Source organism: Pseudomonas anatoliensis, from assembly GCF_017976235.1.
GTDB classification, from domain to species: Bacteria; Pseudomonadota; Gammaproteobacteria; order Pseudomonadales; family Pseudomonadaceae; genus Aquipseudomonas; species Aquipseudomonas anatoliensis.
In genome coordinates this window covers 187,312-204,879 of record NZ_JACVHC010000005.1, presented here as the reverse complement: position 1 = coordinate 204,879, position 17,568 = coordinate 187,312, and the positions used below count along the sequence as shown (strand labels likewise).

General features: G+C 58.8%; 12 protein-coding genes. 11 read left to right on the top strand and 1 reads right to left on the bottom strand.

What is annotated here, in order from left to right; all coding sequences use genetic code 11:
- Nucleotides 1-31: 31 nt before the first annotated feature.
- The gene (locus tag ICA16_RS17820; RefSeq protein ID WP_210701161.1) at nt 32-4,816 is read left to right on the top strand and encodes an RHS repeat domain-containing protein; all 4,785 of its coding nucleotides are present in this window, start codon (nt 32-34) and stop codon (nt 4,814-4,816) included.
- 16 nt (nt 4,817-4,832) lie between these two features.
- On the opposite strand, the gene queG is transcribed toward ICA16_RS17820, so the two are convergent.
- Complete coding sequence (queG, locus tag ICA16_RS17815; protein ID WP_210554258.1) at nt 4,833-5,906, bottom strand: tRNA epoxyqueuosine(34) reductase QueG; 1,074 nt, start codon at nt 5,904-5,906, stop codon at nt 4,833-4,835.
- A 63-nt stretch (nt 5,907-5,969) separates the two neighbouring features.
- Here queG and ICA16_RS17810 point away from each other — a divergent pair, with 63 nt between their 5' ends.
- The 10 genes from ICA16_RS17810 to ICA16_RS17765 all read left to right on the top strand — a co-directional run bounded on the left by ICA16_RS17810 (nt 5,970) and on the right by ICA16_RS17765 (nt 17,544).
- Nucleotides 5,970-7,469 (top strand): NAD(P)H-hydrate dehydratase, encoded by a 1,500-nt coding sequence (locus tag ICA16_RS17810; protein WP_210701160.1) that lies wholly within the window; start codon nt 5,970-5,972, stop codon nt 7,467-7,469.
- Nucleotides 7,457-7,927 (top strand): tRNA (adenosine(37)-N6)-threonylcarbamoyltransferase complex ATPase subunit type 1 TsaE, encoded by a 471-nt coding sequence (gene tsaE, locus ICA16_RS17805; RefSeq protein ID WP_210701159.1) that lies wholly within the window; start codon nt 7,457-7,459, stop codon nt 7,925-7,927. The genes ICA16_RS17810 and tsaE overlap by 13 nt, the downstream gene beginning before the upstream one ends.
- Nucleotides 7,928-9,358, top strand: a complete 1,431-nt coding sequence (locus tag ICA16_RS17800) for an N-acetylmuramoyl-L-alanine amidase (RefSeq protein WP_150618002.1) — start codon at nt 7,928-7,930, stop codon at nt 9,356-9,358. It abuts the gene before it with no gap.
- The gene (gene mutL, locus ICA16_RS17795) at nt 9,355-11,265 is read left to right on the top strand and encodes a DNA mismatch repair endonuclease MutL (protein ID WP_150602634.1); all 1,911 of its coding nucleotides are present in this window, start codon (nt 9,355-9,357) and stop codon (nt 11,263-11,265) included. The genes ICA16_RS17800 and mutL overlap by 4 nt, the downstream gene beginning before the upstream one ends.
- On the top strand, nt 11,265-12,236 hold the full coding sequence (gene miaA / locus ICA16_RS17790; protein ID WP_150602633.1) for a tRNA (adenosine(37)-N6)-dimethylallyltransferase MiaA: 972 nt from the start codon (nt 11,265-11,267) through the stop codon (nt 12,234-12,236). Before mutL ends, miaA begins: the two co-directional genes overlap by 1 nt.
- Nucleotides 12,237-12,330: 94 nt before the next feature.
- Nucleotides 12,331-12,591, top strand: coding sequence for an RNA chaperone Hfq (hfq, locus tag ICA16_RS17785; protein ID WP_007902656.1), 261 nt, complete (start codon nt 12,331-12,333; stop codon nt 12,589-12,591).
- Between the two features lie 12 nt (nt 12,592-12,603).
- Nucleotides 12,604-13,905, top strand: coding sequence for a ribosome rescue GTPase HflX (hflX, locus tag ICA16_RS17780; RefSeq protein ID WP_042557387.1), 1,302 nt, complete (start codon nt 12,604-12,606; stop codon nt 13,903-13,905).
- A gap of 96 nt (nt 13,906-14,001) precedes the next feature.
- Nucleotides 14,002-15,174, top strand: a complete 1,173-nt coding sequence (hflK, locus tag ICA16_RS17775) for an FtsH protease activity modulator HflK (RefSeq protein ID WP_150602632.1) — start codon at nt 14,002-14,004, stop codon at nt 15,172-15,174.
- On the top strand, nt 15,174-16,043 hold the full coding sequence (gene hflC, locus ICA16_RS17770; protein ID WP_042557389.1) for a protease modulator HflC: 870 nt from the start codon (nt 15,174-15,176) through the stop codon (nt 16,041-16,043). Before hflK ends, hflC begins: the two co-directional genes overlap by 1 nt.
- A 313-nt stretch (nt 16,044-16,356) precedes the next feature.
- Nucleotides 16,357-17,544: an ATP phosphoribosyltransferase regulatory subunit gene (locus tag ICA16_RS17765; RefSeq protein ID WP_150602631.1), complete on the top strand. Its 1,188-nt coding sequence runs from the start codon at nt 16,357-16,359 to the stop codon at nt 17,542-17,544.
- The last annotated feature ends 24 nt before the right edge of the window (nt 17,545-17,568 follow it).

Here is a 17,568-nt window from a genome sequence, read left to right as displayed (position 1 = left end):
TCTGAATAAATTGAATGCAAGGCGTTGTTTCATGACTAATAATTCAAATTCCCCTGTTCACTCAAATGCTTTCAACTTCGGTGAGTTCGTTACTGGAGGCGTTGATCCGCGTACGGGTATGTACACCTGCGCCTTTTCCTTGGGCACGTTACACTCGGCGGATCTCAATGGCCCTGACCTTGCAATTTCACTGGGCTTCAATCCGCTTAATCAGACGGATGCCGGTTTCGGAGTTGGCTGGTCGCTGATCACGACAAATTACGACTTGCGCAGCAAAGTCATGACACTGTCCAACGGTGAGCGTTACAAGGCTGTCGAAACGCCTGCCGGGCTGAAGTTCAAGGAAATGAAACTGCAAACGGCCAAGGTGTTGGTGGCCGGAGCAGGGCGCTATGAAGTTCGATACAAGGATGGTCGGCGTGAACTGCTCAAGGTTCTGGCTGGCACTCAGGTCGCGGTAGCGGAAAAAATAATCGCGGCGAACGGTGTGAGCGTCACGCTCAAGCATAAGGCGTTCAATGAGTTTCCCATGCTGACCGAGATCAGCGACACCAAGGGATGCCTGCTGAACATTACACGCAAGGAGGGTCAGGTGACATTGACCCGGCATCCGGATACCTCGTCCAGTTTCAATTACAAATTGATCCTGAAAAATGGGCGGGTGACGTCAATCGAACTGCCGGTCGGCAAAGGTTGGGACCTCGATTATGAAGTCATTGATGGAGCCAGTTATCTGCGCAAAGTCGTCAATCCATTGCATGGCATAGAAATCATTCGTTACAAGCGGCAAGGTCACCGCTTCATCAATGAGGTGGAACAGACACTACCGTTTGTTATCGCTCACGATATCTACCCTGGTCGTGGCCAACCCAGGCTGTGCAAGACGTACACCTACTCCGACCGTAACTTTCTCGGGCATGGTCTGGTTCCGGCCAGGGGCGATGACGGAGATCCTCTCTACCGGGCATCTGGCACCTACGTCTACACCTCTGAGGAGAAGTTGGTTGTGAGCGGTAAGGCACATACGCGCATCAACCGCACCTACAACAAATTTCATTTGCTGGTCGAAGAAGTTACGACGTGTGGCGATGCTCAGATCGAAACCACTACTGAATATCATTGTTCGGTCGCCAAGCCGTTCAACGAGCAGCCGGCTCAGTTCCGCATGCCGAAAGTTCAGACGGTGACCTATCTCGATCGACGCACCAAGCAAGCGCGCAAGGAAATCACCGTCACCGAGTTCGACGGCGAAGGCAACCTGCTTAAGTGCGTTGAGCCGAGTGGGGTGACGACTGTCACGGAGTTTTATCCGGCAAGCGGTGGGGACAACTGCCCAGAGGATCCGCTGGGTTTCGCCAGGTTCCAGAGAAAGAGGACGGTCACCGCTGCAGCAGCGGGTGAGGCCTCGACTGTCACGTACTACGACTATGCGCTGCATCCCGCCCTGGAAGGTGAGGAGCTGGCCTCCGTCTTGCCGGTCGAGGAACGTGATTTCGAGTTCGTGGAGGGGGTAGAGGTCCTGCTATCGAAAACCGAACGCAGTTACCTCGATACGCCAAAGGATCCGTTCAAGCACGGGGCGACGAAAGCGCAAAGCGTCACCCGAAACTATAAAAAGATCTGTACGGAATTTTCCTATGAGCTTGAGGGCAATCGTCTTCGGGTGAAGTCCAGCACACGCGGGTTTGATGGTTCGCAGCAGACCAGTGAAAAAGTGCTCTCGACGCAGACGGGCTTACTGTTGGCAGAGGTCGGTGTCGATGGCACGCGCATCGAACATGAATACGATGCGATCGGCCGAGCCGTATGCAAAACGGTTGCCCCCGGCACCCCCTACGCGGCCTCTACCCAGTGGGCCTATCTGGCCGCCAGTAAACAGCAGCCGGCCACGATGGTGACCACGGATGCGGCAGGTGGTGAGCAAAGAGTGACTTATGACGGCCTGGAGCGGGTAATCACCGTTCAGGAAAAGGACTGCGACCATCCCGACAAGGACGGTCTTATCCAGTCCCGCACCCTATATTCAGCCATGCATGATTCGGCGGGTCATAAAGTCAAATCGACGCTGACCGATTGGCGCGATGGCAAGCCTTGTCCGGTCATTACCTGCTACGAATACGATAGCTGGGGCCAGGTCAGCAAGACGCTGCATGCCGATGGGCGCATCGAACACAGCGTGGCTGATCCGGTCCTTCGCCAGCAAACGAACTGGCTCGAGGGAATGGGCAAGACGGTGACTGAAGTCAACGACTTTGGTAAACCGCTGAGCGTCGAGCACTTCAACCTGAAGAGCAAGAGCCTCGGCAAAACCGTTTATACCTATGACGGCTTCGGGCGCACAACCAGCCAGACAGATCCCGTCGGCAATACGACTCGATATGAGTACGACGTTTTTGACCGGATGATCCGCACTGTCCTGCCCGATGCCAGCGCGGTCGTGACCGACTATGCCGAGCATAGCGATGAAGGTCTGCCGATCGGCATCAAGGTTGATGACAAAGTGTTGGGGCAGCAAACTTATGACGGTTTGAGTCGTTTAATACAAAGTACCGTGGGCGGACGAAAGTCCGAGGCTGGTTATGAAGCGGGCTTCACTCAGCCACAGTGGCACAAGAGTGCTGATGGCAAAAAAACCGAATTCACTTATTTGCGCGATCTGGGCGGTTTGCTGACGGAGCGCAAGGCAGGTGCATTAGTCACGACCATGACTTACGACCCCGTCAGTGGCAATTCCTTGACCTGTACTGAAAACGGCAAGGAACGCAGCTTTACCTATTACCCTTCCGGACGCCTCAAATCCGAAACGACGACCTTCGGCGCTATCACGAAAGCCACGTCCAGTACCTATTCCCTGCAGGGGCGAACGATCACCCATGTCGATGTGCTCGGAGCCGAAAGCAGATCCGAATACGATGAGCACGGCCGCCTGCTCTCCACTTCGCAGGGCTCGCTGAAAACCGAGTTCCACTACAACACCCGGACGGGGAAGCTGGACTGGACGAAAACCGAAGAAACGTCAATCAAGCGTCAAATGGTCACCCGGTTTGTCTACGACGATATCGGTCGTGAAACCCGCCGTACATTCGAGATTCAGGGTCAGCCTGACCAGACGCTGGAATCGACTTATACGCTTGCTGGCAAACTGGCGCAGAAGGTTTCCAGGCGTGGCACGCAAATTTTGCTTGATGAGCAATTCACATACGATGTGCGCGGGCGTCTGATCAAGTACGACTGTGCCGGCACCCAAAAGCCCCGCGATCCGTATGGCAAGGAAATTGTCCAGCAGACGTTCACTTTCGACGCGCTGGACAACATCCTAACTGTGCAGACGAAGTTCCCGCTGGGCGTGAATCTGACCACCTTCAGTTATGACAATCCTGATCCTGTACAGCTCAGCGCAGTCAAGCATTCCCATGTCGATTATCCGTCGGCAGTGACGCTGGAGTACGACGCCAACGGCAGGATGATCAAGGACGACCAGGCGCGAACGCTGGCCTATGACGCATTCGGACGTCTAGAGCAATTGTCCGGCGCTGGGGGATCAGTCATTCGTGGCTACCATTACGACGGTTTCGACGATCTGGTTGAACTGTCGCAACCCGAAAAGGCAACTGCGCAGCGTTACTACTACGCAGGCCGGGTCGCCAATGAGGTGAGTGGTGAAAATTCATACAGTGTTGTACGTCACGGTGGAGCGCTTGTGGGGCAACAGCAGCTAGGTTTGAACGCCGGCGCCCAGCTATTTGGCACCGATCAGCAGCAAAGCGTGCTGGCAACGCTGGGCAAGGAACAGCTCACCGATTGCGCCTACAGCCCTTATGGGCACCGTCCTGCCGAAGGCGGATTGTTCAGCCTCGCGGGGTTCAACGGCGAGCAGCTCGATCCGGTTACCGGGCTGTATCTGCTGGGGAATGGTTACAGGGCCTATAGTCCGACACTGATGCGTTTTCTCGCCCCCGACAGCATGAGTCCGTTCGGCGCGGGCGGATTGAATACCTATAGCTATTGCTTGGGCGACCCTGTCAATCGTGTCGACCCAACCGGGCATATCTCCTGGCAATCAGTCCTGGGAATCGGGCTCAGTATTCTCGGGGTTGTTGCCAGCGTATTGACGATGGGCGCGGCGACGCCATGGGCAGTGGCGTCAATGGGGTTGGCGGTTGCGTCTGGACTGGCGGGTATAGCCAGCGAGGTGCTCAATGAATTGGCACCGGGTTCTCAAGCAGGCGAGATATTGGGGTGGATCAGCTTTGGTCTTGGATTGGCTTCGCTCGGTACAGGCCTGGCGGCTGGTGCCAAAGCGGCCATTAATGCTGGCAGGAGACTTGCTGGGGCCTTTAAGCCGGGGTTGAGTGGCAGAGGAGGCCAAAAAGCAGGCCAAGAGATGGCCCGAGGTTTCGTCAAAGGAAAAGGGGCCAAGGCAGCGGCCAAAAAAGCCAAGGCGCCCGTGGTGGAAGAGTCGGATGAACCTTGGCAATTAATCAGGCCCACGCGACACACTTTCCAAAATCCATGTAATAGCAGAAAGGCTTATGATTTCTACAGGCTCATTGAAGGCAATAACTCCCCCCGCCAAGCGGCCAACCTAAATGGGATGCTGTACGGGGAAATGAGACCACTCGGCAATGGAAGAAGTGTATCGCATGTTTATATGGCGAAGACGGCCGGACGTGGGGAGCGTATTTACCTTCTAGAGGACAGTAATCAGAGAGTTTGCAAAGTCTTGCACGCGGGCGAGCATTTGTCCCCGGGGCAGACGAATGCACTGATAGAATCTGCTTACGATATGGATACAATGCGCATTCCTACGGCCTGAGTACTTTGCTGGCCCTTTATGGATTTGAAGGCCTGGAGTGCCGTTCCAGCGCCCATTCCACATGCTCTCTAACCAACTCCGACGGATAATCCCGTCGCGCCTTCAACGCTTCCAGCACCGGAATCGTTGAAGGCGCATTCCCCAGCCCCACTGCCAGATTCCTCAACCAGCGCTCATACCCGGCACGCCGCAATGGCGAGCCTTCGGTGCTGCTCAAGAACTTCTCTTCATCCCACAAAAACAGCTCGGCCAGTTCGGCATTGTCGAGGTTATGCCTCGGCTTGAAATCACCTTCTCCTGAGGGCTTGGCGAAACGGTTCCACGGGCAGACGATTTGGCAGTCATCGCAGCCGAACACGCGGTTGCCGATCAGCGGGCGCAAATCTTCAGGGATAGCGGTTTTCAGCTCGATGGTCAGATACGAAATGCAACGCCGGGCGTCCAGCACATACGGGCCGACGAAGGCGTTGGTCGGACAAATGTCGAGGCACGCGGTGCAACGGCCGCAATGTTCGCTGCTGTGCGGCTCATCCACTGGCAGCGGCAGATCAACAAACAGTTCGCTCAAGAAGAAATAGCTGCCCGCCTTGCGATTCAACACCAGCGTGTTTTTGCCGATCCAGCCCAGCCCAGCCTGTTCGGCGATGGCTTTTTCCAGTACCGGCGCGCTGTCGACGAAGGCACGAAAACCGAACGGGCCGATCTCGCCTTGAATCTTGTCGGCCAATTGTTGAACACGTTTACGGATCAATTTGTGGTAATCGCGGCCCAAGGCATAACGCGACACGTAAGCTTTTTCCGGTTCGGCCAGTCGTTTAGCCATTTCGGTGTCGCCCGGCAAGTAGTCCATGCGCAGGGAAACCACGCGTAAAGTGCCGGGCACCAGCTCCTCCGGATGCGAACGTTTGCTGCCGTGGGCGCCCATGTAATCCATTTCGCCGTGGTAGCCGGCTTCGAGCCAGCGCTCAAGGTGCTGCTCATGCTCGGCCAGATCGAGGCCGCTGATGCCGACTTGCTGAAAGCCCAGCTCGCGGCCCCAATCCTTGATCGATTGGGCGAGGGCGGGCAGGTCTGTGGTGATGGCGGACATGAGGCGAGAGAAACCGGAGCTGAGGTGCGTATAATTCTGCCAGACATCGGAGCCCGAAGACGCATGCCGCACACGAAAGATGAATTACCCGACGCGCTGTATGGCGCTGCGCAGGTGCGTGAGATCGACGCACGGCTGATTGCCGCCGGCACGCCGGGCTTTGAATTGATGCAACGCGCCGCCCATGCGACCTGGCGGGCACTGGTGCGGCAGTGGCCATCAGCCGATGAAATGACTGTGCTTGCTGGGCACGGCAACAATGCGGGCGATGGTTATTTGATCGCTGTGCTGGCGCAGCGGGCCGGGTGGTCAGTGCGGGTGTTGGCGGTCGGTGATCCGCAGCGTTTGCAGGGTGATGCTGCGCTTGCTCATGCCCAGGCGTTGGCTGAAGGCGTCAGCGTGCAGGGCTGGACAGTGCAAAGCGAACTGCGCGGCGTCATCGTCGATGCCTTGCTCGGTACTGGCCTCACCGGCGAAGTGCGCGAGCCTTATCTCGATGCAATCAAGACAATCAACGCCAGCGGCTTGCCAGTCACGGCGGTGGATATTCCTTCCGGATTGTCCGCCGATACCGGGCATGTGCTCGGCGTAGCGGTTCGTGCCGATCTCACGGTCACCTTCATTGGTTTGAAAATCGGCCTGTTCACCGGCGACGCGGCGGACTACACCGGTCATCTGGTGTTTAACGATTTGCAAGCCGCAGCCGAAACCTGTCGTGACATTTGCGTTCGTGCCCGACGCCTCAACGCGGCTAATCTGCCGCGTCTGACGCCCCGTGCACCGACGGCGCACAAGGGCCGTTTCGGACACGTGCTGTTGATCGGCGGCGATCAAGGTTTTGGCGGGGCGATCTTGCTCAGCAGCGAAAGCGCCTTGCGCAGCGGTGCGGGCATGGTTTCGCTGGCGACGCGCCCGGAGCATGTGCCAGCAGCGCTGACGCGGATTCCGGAAGTCATGGCGCTCGGCGTTTCTTCGGCCAATCAACTGATGGGCTTGCTGGAAAAGGTTTCCGTGCTGGTGGTCGGACCGGGTCTCGGGCAAGCAGGTTGGGGGCGGGCGTTGTTGTCCGCCGCCGCCAACGCAGCACTACCGCAAGTTTGGGACGCCGATGCATTGAACCTGCTGGCCAGCGGTTGTGTCAGTCTGCCCAAGGATTGTGTGATCACGCCGCATCCGGGTGAAGCGGCGCGTCTGCTGGGGATCAGCACAGCTGAAGTACAGGCCGATCGTCTGGCGGCAGCGCTGGCGTTGAGCAAAAAATATACAGCGGTGGTTGTGCTCAAAGGCGCCGGTAGCCTGATCGCCCATCCCGACGGGCGTCTGGCGTTGTGTCATCAGGGCCATCCGGCCATGGCCACCGCCGGGCTCGGCGATGTGCTGGCCGGTTTGACCGGCGCACTGCTGGCGCAAGGCATGGACGGTTTCGATGCCGCGTGCCTGGCGGTCTGGCTGCATGCCAATGCCGGAATGCAACAAGGGAAATTCGGCCGTGGGCTGGCGGCCAGTGATTTGATTCCAGCCATTCGTCAGTTGTTGGAGGAGCATGCACCGTGTCTGAAGTAACCCTGTACCTGGCCGATGAACAGGCCATGAGCGACTTTGGCGCACGCATCGCCCGCGTTACCCAGGGCCATGGCCTGATTTTTCTCGAAGGCAATCTCGGCATGGGCAAAACCACCCTGTCGCGGGGCATCATTCGGGGTCTGGGGCATGTCGGCTCGGTAAAAAGTCCGACCTTCACGTTGGTCGAGCCCTACGAGATCGGTGACATCCGCGCGTTCCACTTCGACCTGTATCGCCTGGTCGATCCGGAAGAACTGGAGTTTCTCGGCATCCGCGACTACTTCGAAGACGATGCCCTGTGCCTGATCGAGTGGCCCGATAAAGGTGCAGGCTTTTTGCCAAAGCCTGACCTGACCATTACCATTAGCCCGCAAGACAGCGGTCGTTCGCTGAAAATTTTATCCCAGGGCCCGCGTGGCGAGGCCTGGTGTGCCGCTTTGGCATTGGAAACCAATTAAATGATGGGGTTAGGTATGCGCTTTCGCGCGTTGGTGGCTGCCGTTGGACTGTTGTTGATGGCAGTAACCGTCAACGCTGTGGCCGATTCAAAGGTCAACAGCGTGCGCCTGTGGCGGGCGCCGGACAACACGCGACTGGTCTTCGACCTGAGCGGCCCGGTGCAGCACAGCGTTTTCACCCTGACTTCCCCGGATCGACTGGTGATCGACATCAATGGCGCCACCCTCGGTGCGCCATTGAATGTGCAGACCGCGAATACGCCGATCACCGCGATGCGCTCGGCCCAGCGCACCCCGACCGACCTGCGGGTGGTCATCGACCTGAAAAAGGCGGTCACGCCGAAAAGCTTCTCGCTGGCGCCGAACGCGCAATACGGCAACCGTCTGGTGGTCGATCTGTTCGACAACCCGGCCGATGCCGCTCCGCCACCTGCGCCAGCGCCGCGGGTTGCGACGGTACCGGCCGTGCCGGTCACCCCGACCGAACCGACAATCAAGCTGCCGCCAGCCCCGGCCGGCAAGCGCGACATTATTGTGGTGATTGACGCCGGCCACGGTGGCGAAGACCCGGGTGCGTCCGGCTCGCGCGGGCAGCGTGAGAAAGACGTGGTGCTGCAGATCGCCCGTGAATTGCAGCGTCAGGTCAATGGCATGAAAGGCTTCCGCGCCGAACTGACCCGAACTGGCGACTACTTCATCCCGTTGCGCGGCCGTACCGAAATTGCCCGCAAGAAGGGCGCCGACCTGTTCGTCTCGATCCACGCCGATGCTGCACCGTCAGCGGCGGCCTTCGGTGCTTCGGTATTCGCCCTGTCTGATCGCGGCGCGACCTCCGAGACCGCTCGTTGGCTGGCCGACAGTGAAAACCGTTCCGACCTGATCGGCGGTGCTGGCAACGTCAGCCTCGACGACAAGGATCGTATGCTCGCAGGCGTATTACTCGACCTGTCGATGACTGCCTCGTTGACCTCAAGCCTCAACGTCGGCCAGAAAGTCCTGACCAACATCGGCCGGGTTACGCCGCTGCACAAACAGCGTGTTGAGCAAGCCGGGTTCATGGTGCTGAAGTCGCCGGACATTCCGTCGATCCTGGTTGAAACCGGGTTTATCTCCAACGCCAACGAAGCAAACAAACTCTCGGCGTCGAGCCACCAGCAAGCGCTGGCGCGTTCGATCAGCAGCGGCGTACGGCAGTTCTTCCAGCAGAATCCGCCACCGGGGACTTACATCGCCTGGCTGCGAGATTCCGGCAAGATTGCTCAAGGCCCGCGTGATCACCGGGTGAACCCCGGGGAAACCCTGGCGATGATCGCCGTGCGTTATCAGGTCTCGCCTGCGACGTTGCGCAGCGCCAACAATCTGAAAAGCGATGACCTGAAGGCCGGTCAGCACCTGACCATTCCGGGCACCGAACTGGCGTCCAAGGAATGAATCAGGTCTTGAATATGGCCCGCATCGAACTGCTCAGCCCACGGCTGGCGAACCAGATCGCCGCCGGTGAAGTGGTCGAGCGCCCGGCGTCGGTGATCAAGGAACTGCTGGAAAACAGCCTCGACTCCGGAGCGAAACGCATCGACGTCGATGTCGAGCAGGGCGGCGTAAAGCTGTTGCGGGTTCGCGACGACGGCAGCGGCATCTCCGCCGACGACCTGCCGCTGGCGCTGGCCCGCCACGCCACCAGCAAGATTCGTAATCTGGAAGATCTTGAGCAGGTGATGAGCCTGGGCTTTCGCGGTGAAGCCTTGGCATCGATCAGTTCCGTGGCGCGCCTGACCCTGACTTCGCGTACCCGCGATGCCGATCAGGCCTGGCAGGTTGAAACCGAAGGTCGCGACATGGCGCCGCGTGTTCAGCCGGCCGCGCATCCGGTGGGCACTTCGGTGGAAGTGCGTGACTTGTTCTTCAATACGCCGGCACGACGCAAATTCCTCAAGACTGAAAAAACCGAATTCGATCACCTCCAAGAAGTGATCAAACGTCTGGCACTGGCGCGTTTCGACGTGGCTTTCCATCTGCGCCACAACGGCAAGACCATCCTCAGCCTGCACGAAGCCCACGACGATGCGGCCCGCGCCCGGCGTGTGGCGGCGATCTGCGGCTCGGGTTTTCTTGAGCAGGCGCTGCCGATCGAGATCGAACGCAATGGCTTGCACCTGTGGGGCTGGGTCGGGTTGCCTACTTTCAACCGCAGCCAAGCGGACTTGCAGTACTTCTTCGTGAATGGCCGTGCGGTGCGCGACAAACTGGTGGCCCATGCGGTGCGCCAGGCTTATCGCGACGTGCTGTTCAACGGTCGTCACCCAACGTTTGCGCTGTTTTTCGAGGTTGATCCGGCGGCGGTGGACGTTAACGTTCACCCGACCAAACACGAAGTGCGCTTCCGCGACGGGCGCATGGTGCATGACTTCCTTTACGGCACGCTGCACCGTGCGTTGGGCGATGTGCGCCCGGAAGATCAGCTTGCCGGTTCGGTCACCACTGCCGTCGTCCGCCCGACAGGGCTTGATGCCGGCGAATTCGGGCCGCAGGGCGAAATGCGTCTGGCGGCCAATGCGCTGCTGGAGCAACCGCAAGCACAACCGGCGTTCAACACGTCGTCGGGCGCCAGCGCTGGCGGCGCTTACCAGTATCAATACACGCCACGCCCGCAATCCGCCGTGCCGCCGGCCGCTGAGGCTCAGGCGGCATACCGCGAGTTTTTCGCGCCGTTGCCAGAAGCCAATGCCAATGCATTGCCGGCTGGTCAGGAAGACATTCCGCCGCTCGGCTACGCATTGGCGCAGTTGAAAGGCATCTACATCTTGTCCGAGAACGCCCAAGGCCTGGTGCTGGTGGACATGCATGCTGCCCACGAGCGGATCATGTACGAGCGCTTGAAGATCGCCATGGCCAGCGAAGGCCTCAGCGGCCAACCGTTGCTGGTGCCGGAATCGCTGGCGGTCAGTCAGCGTGAGGCCGATTGCGCCGAAGAGCATGCCGCGTGGTTCCAGCGACTGGGCTTTGAATTGCAGCGTCTGGGCCCGGAAACATTGGCGATCCGCCAGATTCCAGCGCTGCTCAAGCAAGCCGAAGCCAACCGTTTGGTCGGCGACGTGCTGTCGGATTTGATGGAATACGGCACCAGCGACCGGATTCAGGCACACCTGAACGAACTGCTCGGCACCATGGCCTGCCACGGCGCGATCCGCGCCAACCGGCGCCTGGCCCTGCCGGAAATGAACGGCCTGCTGCGTGACATGGAAAACACCGAGCGCAGTGGTCAATGCAACCATGGCCGACCGACCTGGACCCAATTGGGCCTGGACGATCTGGACAAACTGTTTTTGCGCGGTCGTTGATGAGCCAGCTTCCTCCAGCGATTTTCCTGATGGGCCCGACCGCTGCGGGCAAGACCGACCTGGCCATCGAGTTGACCAAAGTGTTGCCGTGCGAGCTGATCAGTGTCGACTCGGCGCTGGTCTATCGCGGCATGGACATCGGCACCGCCAAGCCCTCAAAAGAGCTTCTGGCTGAATATCCTCACCGTCTGATCGACATTCTCGATCCGGTTGAAGCCTATTCGGCTGCGGATTTTCGTCGCGATGCCTTGCAAGCCATGGCTGAAATCACCGCGCGCGGAAAAATTCCGCTGCTGGTCGGCGGCACAATGCTCTATTACAAGGCTTTGGTCGAAGGTCTGGCGGATATGCCAGCGGCCGATCCCGAGGTACGCGCGCAGATCGAAGAAGAGGCTGCACGCCTTGGCTGGCAAGCCCTGCACGATCAATTGGCGGTGATCGACCCGGTGTCCGCCGCGCGGATTCATCCGAACGATCCACAGCGCTTGAGTCGCGCGCTGGAAGTCTATCGGGTCAGTGGTCAGAGCATGACTGCGCTACGTGAGCAACAATCTGCGCAAAGTACTGAAGCAGCCGCTTCGGGACTGCAACAATTGCCCTATACTGTCGCGAACTTGGCCATTGCCCCGGCGAATCGTCAGGTACTGCACGAGCGCATTAAACAAAGATTCACAAATATGTTGGAACAGGGATTCATCGACGAGGTCGTAGCCCTGCGTAAAAGAAGTGACCTGCATTCGGGGTTGCCGTCTATACGTGCGGTAGGCTACCGCCAAGTCTGGGACTACCTGGATGGCAAGCTGACATTGGCTGAAATGCAGGAGCGCGGCATCATCGCCACGCGCCAGTTGGCCAAGCGCCAGTTCACCTGGCTGCGCAGTTGGGAAGATCTGCACTGGCTCGACAGCCTTGATTGCGACAATCTGCCGCGCGCCTTGAAATACCTTGGGACCATCTCCATATTGAGCTGAGTCCTTGCAATTGCCGTCTATCCTTGGGGGTGTGACGGCCAAAGCCATCTGAATTACCTATTTTTATTATTGAATCCTTAAAGGAGTGCGGCACATGTCAAAAGGGCATTCGCTACAAGACCCTTACCTGAATACTTTACGTAAAGAGAAAGTTGGGGTTTCCATCTACCTGGTCAACGGTATCAAACTGCAAGGCACGATCGAGTCGTTCGACCAGTTCGTGATCCTGCTGAAAAACACCGTGAGCCAAATGGTTTACAAACACGCTATCTCGACAGTCGTGCCGGTTCGTCCAATTCGTCTGCCTAGCGCAACCGAATCCGAAGCAGGTGACGCTGAGCCAGGTAACGCCTGATAGGAGTCTCCTTTGTTCTTTGAGCGCCACGGTGGTGGTGAGCGAGTAATCCTCGTTCACTTGGATGGACAGGACCCTGAGGCGCGCGAAGATCCGCAGGAGTTTCAGGAACTGGCTAATTCGGCAGGCGCCGAGACCGTTGCGTTTTTTAACGTGCCGCGTCATCGGCCAACTGCCAAATTCCTGATTGGCAGCGGCAAGGTCGAGGAACTGCGCGATCTGGTCCATGCCGAAAAGGCCGATCTGGTGATTTTCAATCACATCCTCACGCCCAGTCAGGAACGTAACCTCGAACGTGTTTTCGAGTGTCGCGTGATCGACCGTACCGGTCTGATTCTCGATATTTTCGCCCAGCGCGCCCGAACCCATGAAGGCAAGCTCCAGGTTGAACTGGCCCAGCTTGACCACATGAGCACGCGGCTGGTTCGTGGCTGGACTCACCTTGAGCGTCAGGGTGGCGGTATCGGCATGCGCGGTCCGGGTGAAACCCAGCTTGAAACCGACCGTCGTCTGTTGCGGGTTCGCCTGCGTCAGATCAAGGGCCGGCTGGAAAAAGTGCGCAGCCAGCGTGAGCAGTCGCGGCGCGGCCGTTCGCGTGCGGATATTCCTACCGTGTCTCTGGTGGGCTATACCAACGCCGGTAAATCCACGCTCTTCAATAACGTGACCAAATCCGACGTGTACGCGGCTGATCAATTGTTCGCCACGCTGGACCCGACCTTGCGCCGTCTGGAACTGGACGACCTGGGGCCGATTGTTCTGGCCGACACGGTTGGTTTCATTCGTCACTTGCCACACAAGCTGGTCGAGGCTTTTCGGTCTACGCTCGAAGAGTCGAGCAACTCCGACCTGCTGTTGCACGTTATCGACGCAGCCGAACCGGATCGCATGTTGCAGATCGAGCAGGTGATGGTGGTGCTGGGCGAGATTGGCGCCCAGGACTTGCCGATCCTCGAGGTCTATAACAAACTCGATTTGCTTGAAGGTGTTGAGCCACAAATCCAGCGCGATGCCGATGGCAAGCCGCAACGGGTATGGTTGTCGGCGCGTGATGGCAGTGGTCTGGAATTACTTGAACAAGCCATTTCCGAGTTGCTGGGCGGTGATTTGTTTGTGGGTACATTGCGCTTGCCGCAACAATTCGCTCGACTGCGTGCGCAGTTTTTCGAACTCGGTGCGGTGCAAAAAGAAGAGCACGACGAAGAAGGCATCAGCCTGCTGGCCGTTCGTTTGCCCCGGGTCGAGTTGAATCGACTGGTAAGCCGCGAAGGATTGCAGCCGATGGAATTCATCGAGCAACACACTTTGCAATAAAAGCCTGACAAAGCGGTTGTGCCGCAACGTCAGGCATTCTGTAGCATTGGTCGGCGCGCCGTGGGTGCGTCTTTGCTTTATCAGATGGAGAGCGCTATGGCTTGGAATGAGCCGGGTGGCAACTCGAATAATCAGGATCCTTGGGGTGGCAAGCGCCGCAATAACGGCGACCGCAAGGGGCCACCAGATCTCGACGAGGCCTTCCGAAAGCTGCAGGAAAGCCTGAACGGTTTGTTCGGTGGTGGCAAGAAACGCGGTGGTGATGACGGCGGTGGTTCGGGCAAGAGCGGTGGCGGCTTCGGCGGTCTGATCGGTATCGCCCTCGTTGTGCTGGCGGCTGTCTGGCTGTACAGCGCGGTTTATGTAGTGGACGAGCAGGAGCAAGCCGTAGTGCTGCGCTTCGGCAAATACTACGAAACCGTCGGCCCGGGTCTGAACATCTACTTCCCGCCGATCGATAAAAAGTACATGGAGAACGTCACGCGTGAGCGTGCCTACACCAAGCAGGGCCAGATGCTGACCGAAGACGAGAACATCGTCGAAGTGCCGCTGACCGTGCAGTACAAGATCAGCAACCTGCAGGACTTCGTGCTGAACGTCGACCAGCCGGAAATCAGCCTGCAGCACGCGACCGAAAGTGCGCTGCGTCACGTGGTGGGTTCCACCGCGATGGATCAGGTGCTGACCGAAGGTCGTGAGTTGATGGCCAGCGAAATCAAGGAGCGTCTCCAGCGTTTCCTCGATACCTATCGCACCGGTATCACCGTTACTCAGGTCAACGTACAGAGCGCCGCTGCACCGCGTGAAGTACAGGAAGCCTTTGATGACGTGATCCGTGCCCGTGAAGACGAGCAGCGTTCGCGCAACCAGGCAGAAACCTACGCCAACGGCGTGGTGCCGGAAGCTCGTGGTCAGGCCCAGCGTATCCTCGAGGATGCCAACGGTTACCGCGACGAAACGGTCTCGCGCGCCAAGGGTGAGGCGGATCGCTTCACCAAACTGGTCGCCGAGTATCGCAAGGCGCCTGAAGTCACCCGCCAGCGTCTGTACCTGGACACCATGCAGGAAGTCTTCAGCAACACCAGCAAGGTACTCGTGACCGGCAACAAGGACGGCCAGAGCAATCTGCTTTACCTGCCGTTGGACAAAATGATCCAGAACAGTTCGGGCAGCGCACCGGTAACCGGTTCGGCCGCCGCCAGCAGCAACACGGACGTCACGCCGCATGTCACTGACGTGCCGCAGTCGCGCACAAGGGAGACCCGCTGATGAGCAATAAATCGCTGATCGCCCTGATCGTTGGCGTCGTTGTCGTACTGGTTGGCTGGAACTGCTTCTACATCGTGGCTCAGACCGAGCGTGCGGTGTTGCTGCAATTCGGTCGTGTGGTTCAGGCCGATGTCCAGCCGGGTCTGCATGTGAAAGTGCCTTACGTCAACCAGGTGCGCAAGTTCGACGCTCGCCTGCTGACGCTGGATGCACCGACGCAGCGCTTCCTGACCCTGGAAAAGAAAGCCGTGATGGTCGATGCCTACGCCAAGTGGCGCGTGAAAGATGCCGAGCGCTTCTACACCGCAACTTCCGGCCTCAAGCAGATCGCCGACGAGCGTCTTTCCCGTCGACTGGAATCCGGTCTGCGTGACCAGTTCGGTAAGCGCACCCTGCACGAAGTCGTGTCGGGCGAGCGTGATGCGCTGATGGCTGACATCACCGCGTCGCTGAACAAGATGGCGGAAAAAGAGTTGGGTATCGAAGTCGTCGATGTCCGGGTCAAGGCCATCGACCTGCCCAAAGAAGTGAACCGCAGTGTGTTCGAACGTATGAGCACCGAGCGTGAGCGTGAAGCTCGCGAGCACCGCGCCAAGGGTAACGAACTGGCTGAAGGCATCCGTGCCGACGCCGATCGTCAACGCCGCGTGCTGCTGGCTGAAGCCTATCGTGAATCTGAAGAGGTTCGCGGTGATGGTGATGCCCAGGCCGCTGCGATCTACTCCAAGGCCTACGGTCAGGATCAGGAGTTCTACGGTTTCTACCGTAGCCTGCGCGCCTACCGTGAAAGCTTCGCGAACAAATCCGACGTCTTGGTCCTCGACCCAAGCAGCGACTTCTTCCGTTACCTGGAAAAGTCCAAGCCTTGATACGGCGTTGACCTGAATCATTCCGCCCGGCGGCTAAAACCTCGGGCGGGGTGATCCTTTGGGAAAACGTGTGTATGATGCGGCAGCCGGGAAATTCCCGGCTTTTTTGCGTCTGCACGTTTGATTGCTGTTGTTACTGCAGAACATCGGGTTGAATGGCTCGACAGTTTTTCGAGGAAAGTGATGGGCGAAGCCGGTTAAAGGCCTTTCGCTGCGTCGTTCATGCGCGTGCGTTTTGAACGGACCGGTCATTTTCTGCTTCACTCAAGGCTCGCCCTAGTGCTGGCCGCCCGGATCAAAGGGGAATGGCGTAATGGCAACGGTAGACCGCTGGCTGCTGCCAGATGGCATCGAAGAAGTACTGCCACCAGAAGCTGCGCGCATTGAAGTCGCGCGTCGTCAGGTGTTGGATCTGTTCCAGAGCTGGGGTTACGAGTTTGTCGTGACTCCCCATATCGAGTACCTGGAATCCCTGCTGACCGGCGCAGGTTCGGACCTCGATCTGCGTACCTTCAAGGTCATCGACCCGCAGTCGGGGCGGCAGATGGGTTTCCGTGCCGACATCACGCCGCAAGTGGCGCGCATCGATGCGCACACCCTGCGTCGCGAGGGCCCGAGCCGTCTGTGCTACGCCGGCAGCGTATTGCACGCCCAACCGCGTGCATTGTCGTCGTCGCGCAGTCCGATCCAGTTGGGCGCCGAGTTGTACGGCGATGCCAGTCCGAGCAGCGACGTTGAAGTGATCAGCCTGATGCTGGCCATGCTGCAACTGGCCGATGTGCCGGACGTGCACATGGATCTCGGTCACGTGGGGATCTACCGTGGTCTGGCGCGCGCCGCCGGCCTGTCCGGCGAAGTCGAACAGCAGTTGTTCGATGCGTTGCAACGCAAGGCCATCGACGAGGTCATTACCTTGACCGAAGGCTTGCCGGCCGATCTGTCCGGCATGCTCCGTGCGCTGGTTGACTTGTGCGGCGGCCGTGAAGTGTTGAGCGCTGCCCGCGAACGTCTGGCCAATGCGCCGGCGCCGGTGCTGGATGCACTGGAAGATTTGCTGGCGATAGCCGAGCGCCTGTCGGCACGCTTCCCGGAGCTGCCGCTGTACTTTGATCTGGGCGAGTTGCGCGGTTATCACTACCACACCGGTGTGGTGTTCGCGGTGTTCGTACCGGGCGTTGGCCAGTCCATCGCTCAGGGCGGCCGTTACGACGACATCGGTGCCGACTTCGGTCGCGCCCGTCCGGCGACTGGCTTTTCCACCGATTTGAAAACCCTGGTGACCCTGGGGCGTGCTGAGATCGAGCTACCGTCTGGCGGTATCTGGATGCCTGACAGTACGGATGCAGCACTCTGGCAGCAGGTTTGTCAGTTGCGCAGTGAGGGTCAGCGTGTCGTTCAGGCATTGCCTGGACAACCTTTGGCCGCCGCCCGTGATGCGGACTGCGACCGGCAATTGATTCAGCAGAACGGGCTTTGGCAAGTATCGCCACTGGCTTCTTGAGTTTTCCTGCCGGCCATCGCCGGC